At 67.7% G+C, this 10,124-nt stretch carries 10 protein-coding genes and 3 pseudogenes; 4 read left to right on the forward strand and 9 right to left on the reverse strand.

Annotated elements, in window-relative coordinates:
- Nucleotide 1: 1 nt before the first annotated feature.
- A complete protein-coding gene (locus ABTZ59_RS32650; RefSeq protein WP_351422220.1) occupies nt 2–415 on the reverse strand; it encodes an MFS transporter in 414 nt (137 codons plus the stop codon).
- Between the two features lie 3 nt (nt 416–418).
- Complete coding sequence (locus ABTZ59_RS32655) at nt 419–1,147, reverse strand: MFS transporter (RefSeq protein WP_351422225.1); 729 nt, start codon at nt 1,145–1,147, stop codon at nt 419–421.
- Nucleotides 1,148–1,488: 341 nt separating this feature from the next.
- Between ABTZ59_RS32655 and ABTZ59_RS32660 the strand changes: the two are divergent.
- Nucleotides 1,489–1,679: pseudogene (locus tag ABTZ59_RS32660) on the forward strand (transposase); the annotation flags it as partial.
- Between the two features lie 205 nt (nt 1,680–1,884).
- On the opposite strand, the gene ABTZ59_RS32665 reads toward ABTZ59_RS32660, so the two are convergent.
- On the reverse strand, nt 1,885–2,667 hold the full coding sequence (locus ABTZ59_RS32665) for an SDR family oxidoreductase (RefSeq protein WP_351422230.1): 783 nt from the start codon (nt 2,665–2,667) through the stop codon (nt 1,885–1,887).
- A 391-nt stretch (nt 2,668–3,058) separates the two neighbouring features.
- Here ABTZ59_RS32665 and ABTZ59_RS32670 point away from each other — a divergent pair.
- Nucleotides 3,059–3,388, forward strand: a pseudogene (locus tag ABTZ59_RS32670) (nuclear transport factor 2 family protein); the annotation flags it as partial.
- A gap of 118 nt (nt 3,389–3,506) precedes the next feature.
- On the opposite strand, the pseudogene ABTZ59_RS32675 reads toward ABTZ59_RS32670, so the two are convergent.
- From ABTZ59_RS32675 to ABTZ59_RS32700, 6 genes and pseudogenes are all read right to left on the reverse strand, one after another.
- Nucleotides 3,507–4,073, reverse strand: a pseudogene (locus ABTZ59_RS32675) (alcohol dehydrogenase catalytic domain-containing protein); the annotation flags it as partial.
- 47 nt (nt 4,074–4,120) lie between these two features.
- The gene (locus tag ABTZ59_RS32680) at nt 4,121–4,396 is read right to left on the reverse strand and encodes a DUF2255 family protein (protein WP_351422237.1); all 276 of its coding nucleotides are present in this window, start codon (nt 4,394–4,396) and stop codon (nt 4,121–4,123) included.
- 199 nt (nt 4,397–4,595) lie between these two features.
- Nucleotides 4,596–5,663 carry an NAD(P)-dependent alcohol dehydrogenase gene (locus ABTZ59_RS32685; RefSeq protein WP_351422241.1) on the reverse strand — a complete coding sequence of 356 codons (1,068 nt, stop codon included), beginning with the start codon at nt 5,661–5,663 and terminating at the stop codon, nt 4,596–4,598.
- A 44-nt stretch (nt 5,664–5,707) separates the two neighbouring features.
- Entirely contained in the window at nt 5,708–6,592 is an 885-nt protein-coding gene (locus ABTZ59_RS32690) for an aldo/keto reductase (RefSeq protein ID WP_351422246.1), read from the reverse strand.
- On the reverse strand, nt 6,592–8,034 hold the full coding sequence (locus ABTZ59_RS32695) for an MFS transporter (protein ID WP_351422252.1): 1,443 nt from the start codon (nt 8,032–8,034) through the stop codon (nt 6,592–6,594). The genes ABTZ59_RS32690 and ABTZ59_RS32695 overlap by 1 nt, the downstream gene beginning before the upstream one ends.
- Nucleotides 8,031–8,213, reverse strand: a complete 183-nt coding sequence (locus tag ABTZ59_RS32700) for a hypothetical protein (RefSeq protein ID WP_351422255.1) — start codon at nt 8,211–8,213, stop codon at nt 8,031–8,033. Before ABTZ59_RS32700 ends, ABTZ59_RS32695 begins: the two co-directional genes overlap by 4 nt.
- A 284-nt stretch (nt 8,214–8,497) precedes the next feature.
- Here ABTZ59_RS32700 and ABTZ59_RS32705 point away from each other — a divergent pair, with 284 nt between their 5' ends.
- Together ABTZ59_RS32705 and ABTZ59_RS32710 are read left to right on the forward strand one after the other, a co-directional pair.
- The gene (locus ABTZ59_RS32705; protein ID WP_351422259.1) at nt 8,498–9,394 is read left to right on the forward strand and encodes a helix-turn-helix transcriptional regulator; all 897 of its coding nucleotides are present in this window, start codon (nt 8,498–8,500) and stop codon (nt 9,392–9,394) included.
- Nucleotides 9,395–9,419: 25 nt separating this feature from the next.
- Nucleotides 9,420–10,124: aldo/keto reductase (locus ABTZ59_RS32710; RefSeq protein WP_351422262.1), on the forward strand; the 705-nt coding region annotated here is incomplete at its 3' end.

The following is a 10,124-nucleotide window of genomic DNA, read 5'->3' on the forward strand; positions in this document are numbered from 1 at the left end:
CTCATGTTTCGGCGTTCAACCCGTGGAAGACCCACTGCACCGTGAACACCGGTCCCGCCTCGATCACTTTCTTGCGTCCCCAGATATCGGACAGCCAACCGAAGAAGGGCGTGAGACCAAGCGTCATGAACCCGATCAGAGCCTGGTAGTTGAGTAGCAGACCAACGTCGCCGTCGATGATCCGGGTGTACGCCGTACCGTACGTGATGTAGATCTGGTAAGCCAAGCCGGATCCCGCGCCGACTGCCACGGCGACGAAGAGCTGCAGAGCGTATCGGCGCAGCATGTCGACGATCGGAATGAGAGGCTGCTCGTCCCGCTTGGCCCGCGCTGCTTTGAATGCGGGGGTCTCGGAAACCCCTGGGCGGATCCACAGCCCGACGATGACGATCAGCGCCGACGCCAAGAACGGCATCCGTCAGAGGAACTGCTGTTGTTCCTCTGGGAATCTGCTGATGACCGCGAAGGTCAGCGTGGTGAAGACACCGCCAGGAAAGACCCCGGTGTTCCCGAGGCTGGCCCAGAAACCGCGTCGTCGACTGCCGAAGTGCTCGACGACCATGAGAACCTCTCCACCGTACTCGGCGCCAGCGCCGAGCCCCTGTAACAGCCGTGCCGCGACAAGCAGGATCATTGCCCAGATCCCAATGCTGTGATAGCTGGGAAGCGCTCCGACTCCCAAGGTACTGATCCCCATGACGATCATGCTTGCTACCAGGACCTTCTTGCGTCCGTACCGGTCTCCAATATGTCCACCAACGAGACCGCCGACGGGGCGAGCGAGGAAGCCTCCGGCCAAGGCGCCGAAGGAGGCGATGGTACCCACAGCCGCGGAGCTGTCGGAAAAAGAAGACCGAGGGAAAGTGCAGGGAGGCGGCGATGCCGTAGATGTAGAAGTCGTACCACTCAATGGTGTTGCCGAGATACGCCGACAGAACGATCCGGGCGCGCCCGGATCGCGTAGTCGTTGCCGGTCTCGGAGGAGTCTTCTGGGCGATTTGTCGCATGAGGTGCTCCTGCTGGCTGCGCGGCCGACGGGCTTAACCCCTCCTTGTCGGTTGTGGCTGTGGGTACGACTGGACGTGAGGCCGTCGAGTGAACTTGATGTGAGCCGTGGCTCATCGCGACGGGCGGACGGGAACGGCATTCGCCACGCGCGACTGGTCTTAGGTTTCCGGCCCCTGTCGTGCGGTTACGCGGACGTCGCCGCTGGGGGCGATGCAGGCAAGGCGAGCCCCTGGTTGGGCGTCATGCGCTCTGTATAGTCCAGCCTCCGCAATAATGTAAAGATGCTGACAGTCTCCTGCCGTATAGTTTTCGAAGCGCCAGTTGGGGTGCTTCCGGCGCAAGGGCACGGTCAGGGCGGCCGACAACTCTCCGATGGGTACGGGACTCTGGCGCAGGTGACGACATTGCCCTGGCGGCTTGAGGATGCCCGCACCGCGGTTGTCTCCAAAGCGGTGAGGATGGCCTTGCAGCGAACGACCGGCAGGGTCGATGCTGGTCAACAGCCTGAAAGGTGTCAGTTCGCGCAGGCTTCGCCAGGAGTACCCAGAACTGGTCCGGCACTACTGGCGGGCACAACGGCTGTGGTCCGGCTCGTACTTCGCCGGGTCGGTCGGCGGGCTCCGCTGTCGATGGTCCGTCAGTACATCGAGCAGCGGAATCGCCCGCTCTAGCCTGCGAGTCAGAGCACTGCCGAGAATCGCTTCACCACCGGGCTAAAGTCCGGTGCACTGGGCGATTAGTCCTGGTAGCAGGGCTCCCTCTATACCTGGCGTCCGCGCTGGGGTGCCGCTGCATCCTCGGCCACCTGCCGCGCCGGCTCCTCGTTGTGCGGCTTGCGGTGTCTGGGAGCGTTGTCACGGCAGGGACGGGTGTTCGTTAAGCGTCCGAACGGCCGCGGACTGCAGCGAGGTCGTCGCGCACGTGTTCCGGCTCCTGGTCCAGGGGCATGTTGGGCTCGTCACCGTCCCCGTCCAGGGCGCCGGGAGCGTCTGGGGTCAGATTCGCGAACAGGTGGCTGAGGTCGGGCTGGACGGGTCCGGCCTCGGCGACGAGTTCGAAGGTGCGGCGTGTCGCCTGAGGCGCGGTCAGGGCCTGTACCAGGACCTGGGCGATGTCCTTGCGGGCAATGACGCCATCGGCAGGGGTGCCGGTGCGCCGGGTGTCGCCCTGCAGAAAGACCGGCCGGTGCTCTTCGGGGCCGTTCATGTCGAACCAGCCGGGCCGCACGATCGCGTAGGGAAGTCCGCTGGCGCGCACCAGGCGCTCGGAGCGGCGCTTCCAGTCCAGAAGGTGGCCGTAGCCCGCCGAGCGTGAGGTGATGCCGATGGCGGTCATGAGCACGATCCGGGGTGTCTCGTCCAGTGCGCTCAGGGCGGTCAGGACGTTGCGGACTCCCGCGTAGTCGACGTTCTGCGGCGAGGAGTGGGCGCCGCCGTCGGACCCGAGGGTCAGTACGACGCCGTCGACACCGTCCACGGCGGCCGTCAGGGTGTCGGGGCGGGTCACGTCGGCGACGATGATTTCGGCCTCCGGGGGCAGCAGCCGTTTCGCCCGGGCAGTGTTGCGGACCAGTGCTCGGGTGGTGTGACCGTGCGCGAGCAACTCGGCCACGACGAGCCGTCCGACGCTGCCGGTCGCACCTACTACAAGCATGGTCATGGGTGGGGTCGTCATGGAATCCTCTTCCAGTTCGTACGGGCAGGGACGGGAGGGCCGGCAGGGCGTCTGGTTCATCAGAGGAGGCCCCAGATCGGTGCCGACGAGTTCGGGTCGGAGAGCAGGCGATGATGCGCCATGGGACTCCAGCTTGTCGCCATGGTGCGGACGGCAACAGGCCGAGCAGCTCCGGAAAGCGCCGAACGGCACAACCAGGGATTCCCCGGCCATCGGCTCCTCGCCCAGCGCGGTAGGCGGTACCTCTGGAGGTGAGAGCCTGGTCCTGTGCCGCCGTCGCATGGGGCGGCAAGATCCGCGCCCTAGGAGTTCGTGTGCCTGAACCAGCCGCAGCCGCCGACCACGCAGGAGCGGTCAGGTCAGGGCGTACCGCGCCTACCTCAAGGCAATGACAGACGGCGACACCGAGGCCCTGGACACCCTCCTGGACGAGGGCTTCGCCCTGACGCACATGACCGGCTACGTGCAGCCCAAGGCCGAGTGGCTCTCCGCGATGCGCGATGGACAGTTCGTCTACCACAACATCGAAGAGAAAAAACTCGATGTGGACACCGGCGGTGACGGCATCGTCCGGCTGGTCGGCCGCACGGTCACTGACACGACGGTCCACGGTACGCGCGCCGCGTGGCGGCTGCGTCTGGCCGTGGACTACGCCCCGCGTGCAGACACCTGTACCGCCCTGCGGGCTGTCGCCAGCACCTGGTGACCCGGCACGGGGAGCAGGCGCGAGTGGGCCGTGGCGGCGGCGTTCGGCTCGCGGGCGCTTACGGGCGTACCAGCGTTTTCAGGGCTTCGCGGTTGTTCATCGCCCGGTAGCCGTCGGCGATGTCCTCCAGGCCGACCGTGCGGTCGAAGACGCGGGCGGGGGCGACGCCGCCGGTGAGGGTGACGGTGTCGCCTTGCTGGACGCCGACGGTGTGGGCGGCGTGGTAGCCGGTGCACAGCACATCGGAGAGGGTCAGCAGGTCCGGTAGCAGATCGGAGTCCTCACCGACAGGCATCCTGACCAGAGTGCCGTCGGCCAGCGGAACGCGGGCGGCCTGGCCCTGTCCGCCGTCGACGCCCCACTGGCCGCCGTGGGGGCAGAACGTCTGCAGGCCCTCACGGCAGTAGGTGCAGGTATTGTCCGCCCAGACGAAGGGGGCCACGACGACGTCACGGGGCTCGAGGGTGCGTACCTCGGAGCCGGTCTCCTCGACGACACCGAGGAACTCATGGCCCGTGTGGCGGGGGTTTTCGGTGGGCGCCAAGGACTTGTAGGGCCACAGGTCGCTGCCGCAGACGCAGGACAGCACGATCCGTACGACGGCGTCGGTCGGCTGCTGGATCTTCGGGTCGGGAACGTCTTCGCCGCGTACGTCCTTGGCCGCGTACATCAGGGTGGCTCGCATGAGCTGATCTCCTTGAGCAGGGGGGTGAGGTGCGGGTCTTGTACGTGTCAGCGCGGTTCGAGCCGGAGGGTGGATTCGCGGGCCCGGTCGTCCACGACGTGTTCGACGATGCTCGTGTACTGGCTGTACTTCTCCCGGTAGGCGGCGTCGACGGCCGCGTGTCCGCCGGGGCCCGCCTCGTGGAAGGTGACGTCCCGCTGGACCCCGCCGGCGTCGATGCGGCCCCGGTGCCGGGACTGGGTGCCCCGGTACCGGGGGCCGTCGGTTCCTTTGATCGAGCGGACGTAGACGTGGTCCTCGTCGGAGACGACCCACATGGTCACGGTTTCGCGCAGGCTGCTGTCGGTGCGCTCGGACTGCAGGTTGAGTTCTTCGGCCGCGCCGGCTTCGCCAGGTCCGTGTCGTTCCAGTGCGTCATGGTCGTTCCTCCAGGCCGGTCGGGGATTTCGGTGCTGGGTGCCCCGAAGCGGCGAAGCTGGCGTAGCCGTCCGGGTGTCTACTGGCAGAGCAAGGTGTGGTGCTTCACGCCTTCAGTGCGGTGAAGGTGGCACCGTCGATGACGAAGCGGTAGCGGACGTCGGAGGCGAGGATCCGCTCGTAGGCGGTGTTGATGTCCTTCGCGTCGATCAGTTCGATCTCGGCGCTCACGCCGTGCTCGGCGGCGAAGTCGAGCATCTCCTGCGTCTCGGCGATGCCGCCGAAAAGCGATCCGGCGTAGGCTCGGCCGTTCTGCAGCAGAGGGAAGACGTCCAGCGGCATGGGCTGCGTGGTCACGCCGACGCTGACCATGGTGCCGTGCAGACGCAGCAGTCCCAGGTAGTCCGTCAGTGAGATCGGTGCGCTGACGGTGTTGAGGATGATGTCGAAGGTGTTGGCCAGGTCGGTGAAGGCGGACTGGTCGCCGGTGACGGCGTAGTGGTCGGCGCCGAGGGCCGTGGCGGAGTCGCGCTTGCGGCCGGACTGGGAGAGAACGGTGACGTCGGCGCCCATGGCCTTGGCCATCTTGACGCCAAGGTGGCCAAGGCCGCCGAGGCCGACGACCGCGACCTTGGTGCCCGGTCCGGCGCCGTAGCGCTTGAGCGGCGCGTAGACGGTGATGCCGGCACACAGCAGGGGCGCCGCGGAGGCCACATCAAGGCCGTCGGGGATGCGGACGACGAAATCCTCAGGTGCGACGATTGCCTCGGAGTAGCCGCCCTGGGTGTGGGCGCCGGGCTCGGCCGGGTCGGGGCTGCCGAAGACGAGGGTGTGACCGTTGAGGCAGTACTGCTCCTGCCCTGCCCGGCAGTTGTCGCATTCGCGGCAGGAGTTGACCATGCAGCCGATGCCGACCAGGTCACCGACCTGGTGGCGGGTGACCTCGGAACCCGTCTCGGTGACCCGGCCGACGATCTCGTGGCCGGGTACGAGGGGGCTGACGGACAGCGGGCCGAACTCGCCGCCGACGAAGTTCATGTCGGAGTGGCAGATGCCGCAGTACAGGATGTCGAGCTTGACCTCGTTGGGGCCGACGTCTCGGCGCTCGATGGTGAGGGGAACGAGCGGCTGACGCACGTCGTGCGCGCCGAACGCCTTGACCGTGGTGGGCACAATGAGTCCTTCTGAAGTGGTGGTTGTCGTGTGTGGTGGGCGCGTCAGGCTTCGGGAATGGCGCGGCCGTAGGAGGCGAGGGTGACGATCTCGGGATCGGGGCCGCCGCGCCGACCGGTCTCCAACGCGTCCAGGGCGGTGACTTCGTCTGCGGTGAGCTCGAAGTCGAAGACGTCGATGTTTTCGGCGATGCGGGTGCGCTTGGTGGATTTGGGGATGACCGAGCGGCCCTGCTGGAGCCCCCAGCGCAGCAGCACCTGGGCGGGGCTCTTGCCGTGCGTGTTGGCGATGCGGGTGACGGCCGGATCCTGAAGGACGCTCTTGCGGTCCTCGCCATAGCCCGGGTAGAAGGTGATCCCTCCGATCGGGGACCACGCCTGATTGAGGATGTTGTGCTGGTCGTCGAAGTCGAGCACGGCACGCTGCTGGAAGTAGGGGTGGATCTCCAGTTGGTTGACCGCCGGCACGACGGAGGTGGCGTCCAGCAGCGTGGTCAGGTGGTCGACCATGAAGTTGCTGACGCCGATGGCTCGCACCTTGCCGTCGGCCAGGAGCTTCTCCAGGGCGCGGTAGGCGGCGAGGGTCTTGTCGAACTCGGACGGCAGGGCCTGGTGCAGGATCAGCAGGTCGATCCGGTCCACCCCGAGCTTTGCGGCGCTTTTCTCGAAGCCGTGCAGGGCCTCGTCGTAGCCGTAGTCGCTGATCCAGATCTTCGTCTCGATGAAGATCTCATCACGCGGCACACCGGAGTCGCGGATGGCCTGGCCGACCTCGCGTTCGTTGCCGTAGGCGGCGGCAGTGTCGATGTGCCGGTAGCCGAGGTCGAGTGCGGCCTTGACAGCGGCCCGGGTCTCATCGGGCGGGGTCTGGAAGACACCGAGTCCGAGGGCGGGCATCTCGACGCCGTTGTTGAGTGTGAGGGTCTGCATCACAGGGACCTTTCGTTGTGGGTAGCCCGTGCGGGCACGATGAGGGTGAGGACGGTCACGACCGCAAGCGCGAGCAGGACAGCGGAACCGGTCAGGGCCGTACCCGAGCGGGCCGCGATGTCCGCGGCCGCGTGCCCGGTGGAGACGGAGGCGGCGACGGCGGTCAGGATGCTCAGGCTCAGTGCGCTGCCGATCTGGTGCACGGTGTTGACCAGGCCGGAAGCAGCGCCCGCGTCGGCTGTTGCAACGCCGTCGACGCCGCTGGAGGTCAGCGGGGCCAGCGCCAGGCCCTGGCCCGCGCCGATGAGGACCATCGGCAGCGCCACACCAGTCAGGTAGGGGGTGTGCAGGCCGAGACGGCTCAGCCACGTCATGCCCGCCGCGGTCAGTACGACCCCGCCCAGCAGCACCAGCGGCCGTGCGGTCCGCTGGAGCAGGCGGGGTACCTGGACGGCGAAGACGAAGTTGACCAGCGTCATCGGCAGGAAGGCGAGGCCGGCCTGCAGCGGGGTCCAGTGGTAGACGCTCTGCACGAACTGCGCGGTGAAGAAGAAGAAGCCCATCATCGCGCCCATGTAGAGCATCCGGGTGAGGTAGGCGCCGCTGCGTTCCCGGCTCGTGAACAGCCGCAGCGGCACGATCGGCTGTGCCGCCCGCTGCTCCACCGCCACGAACAATCCCAGCAGCACCACGCCCGCGACCAGCGGTACCAGGGTGGCGGGGGCAGTCCAGCCGAAGTCAGCGGCGTCCACGATGCCGAGGACCAGCGCGGTGGAACCCAGGGTCGCCAGCAGCGCTCCGGCGATGTCGAAACGGCCGCCCCGGCGCTCGGTCTCGGGCAGGAACCGCAAGGCCAGCACCATCATCACGACGCCGACCGGGACGTTGAGGAAGAACCCGGCCCGCCATGAGATCAGGTCTGCGGCCAGCCCCCCAACGACCAGGCCGAGAGCCGCGCCGAGGCCGGCGACGGCGCTGTAGGCGGCCATTGCCCGGTTACGGACCCGGCCCTCGGCGAAACTGCGCGTGAGCAGGGAGAGCGCGGAGGGAGCCAGGACGGCGGCGCCGACGCCCTGGAGGGCGCGTGCGCCGATCAGCCACCACTGCGTTTGTGCGGCACCCACCAGGAGGGAGGTCAGTGAGAAGACGACCAGGGAGAACAGGAACGTCTTGCGGTGTCCGAAGAGGTCACCGGCCCGCGCGCCCAGCAGGAGCAGTCCGCCGAAAACCAGGACGTAGGCGTTGGTGATCCAGGACAGGCCGGTCTCGGAGAACCCCATAGCGGAGCGGATCTGCGGCAGCCCGGTGAAGACGATCGAGTTGTCGAGAATGACCATGAAGTAGCTGACGCAGATGATCGCGAGGATCAGCGTCGCGTGCGCCGGGGTTCTGCCCGGCCTCTTCGCGGTAGACGCCAGCGTACGCCGTGCGGTGGTGGTCACAGTGTCCCCATCCCGACGGGGCTGTCGGAGCCGGGCATGGAGCGGTAGGGATGCAGATCGCTGCCGCACCCGCACGCTGTGGTGATGCGGACGAGGGCGTCGGTAGGTTCCTCAAGGCTCACGTCGGCCACGCCTTCGACGCGGACGTCACCGGCTTCGTACATGAGTGCTGCACGCACGATGCTCCTCCAGATCGGTGGAAAGCCGAGGTCAGGCCATGGGTTCCGCCAGCGCCCGGTCTCGGTCTGTTCCAGCTAACCGCGCGTGCCCCTGCGGGTGGGAGTCACTGCTCTTCCAGGTACTGGCAGTACCTCGCACGCGTTCGCCGGCCGACCTACCGTGGAGGAGCCGGCACACGATTCGCGCCGATCCGAAGGAAGGTCCCCCGTGTCACTGCCCCCTGCCGAAGCCACCCTCTGCGACGAGCTCGGTCGTCTGGGGTACACCTGCGCGGAGTACGGCCATGGCCGACGCTGACAAGAAGACCCTGGCCGCCGAGGTCCGCGAGTTCCTCAGCACCCGGCGGGCCCGGATCCTCCCGGAACAGGCCGGCCTGCCGCTCTACGGCGCCAACCGTCGCGTCGCAGGGCTTCGCCGCGAGGAGGTCGCCCTGCTCGCGGGCATGAGCGTCGACTACTACGTCCGCCTCGAACGCGGCAACCTCAGCGGCGCCTCCGACTCCGTCCTCGAAGCCCTGGCACACGCCCTGCAGCTCAACGAGGCCGAGCGCACCCACCTCTACGACCTGGCCCGCGCTTCGACCCCGTCCGGCCGCCGGCCCACAGCGACCTCCTCGCGGGTGCGTCCGACCATCGTGCGGCTGCTCGACTCGATGACCGGTGTGCCGGCGTTCGTACGCAACGCCCGCTTCGACATCGTGGCCGCCAACGCCTTGGGACGGGCGCTGTACGCGCCCCTTTTCGACTCGCCACTGTTTGCCCAGCGCGGGCCGGTCAACAGTGCCCGCTTTCTGTTCCTGGATCCCGCGAGCCAGGACTTCTGGGTCGACTGGGACAAGGCCGCCGACGACTCGGTCGCCTTCCTGCGCACCGAGACGGGCCGCGCGCCGCACGACAAGGCGCTGACCGACCTCATCGGAGAGCTGACGACCAAGAGCGGTGACTTCGCCCGCCGTTGGGCCCGCCACGACGTGAAGTTCCACCGCTCCGGCGTGAAGAACCTGCACCACCCGCTGGTCGGCGATCTCGCGCTGCCCTACGAGGCGATGGAACTTCCCTCCGATCCGGGTCTCCGCCTCAACTTCTACACCGCCGAGCCGGATTCCCCGGAGCGAGAGGCTCTGGACCTGCTCGCCAGCTGGATGACCACCGGCACGGTCGTCCCTGCGGGGAACGACTGACCACACGAATGAGGAGAACAGCTTCATGCGATACCGACCGCTCGGCCGCACCGGCGTCCAGGTCAGCCCGCTCTGCCTGGGCGCGATGATGTTCGGCCCCTGGGGCAACGAGGACGAGGCCGACTCCATACGGATCATCCACCGGGCTCTGGACGCGGGCATCAACTTCATCGACACCGCGGACGTGTACTCCGGCGGGGTCTCAGAAGAGATCGTCGGCAAGGCACTCAAGGACAGGCGCGAGGACGTGTTCCTCGCGACCAAGTTCTTCATGCCGATGAGCCAGGACGACCCCAACCACAGGGGTGGCTCGCGGCGCTGGATCTTCCGCGAGGTCGAGCACTCCCTGCGGCGCCTTGGCACCGATCACCTCGACCTCTACCAGGTCCACCGCCCCAGTCCGGACACCGATGTCGACGAAACCCTCGGCGCCCTCTCCGACCTCGTCCACCAGGGGAAGGTCCGCTACATCGGCTCCTCGTCCTACTCCGGTTCCCAGATCGTCGAGGCCCAGTGGGTTTCCCGTGAGCGGCGCCTGGAGCGGTTCGTGACCGAGCAGCCGCCGTACTCGATCCTGGTCCGCGGCATCGAGGAGGACGTCCTTCCCACCGTGCGCCGCCACGGCATGGGCACCCTGACGTACAGCCCCCTGGCCGGCGGGTGGCTCTCGGGCCGCTACCGCAAGGACAACGCCTCCGGCCCGGCCTCCGCGGCGCGCCCGGCGGCCCGC

It is taken from the genome of Streptomyces sp. NPDC094034 (assembly GCF_040303865.1).
Lineage (GTDB): Bacteria > Actinomycetota > Actinomycetes > Streptomycetales > Streptomycetaceae > Streptomyces.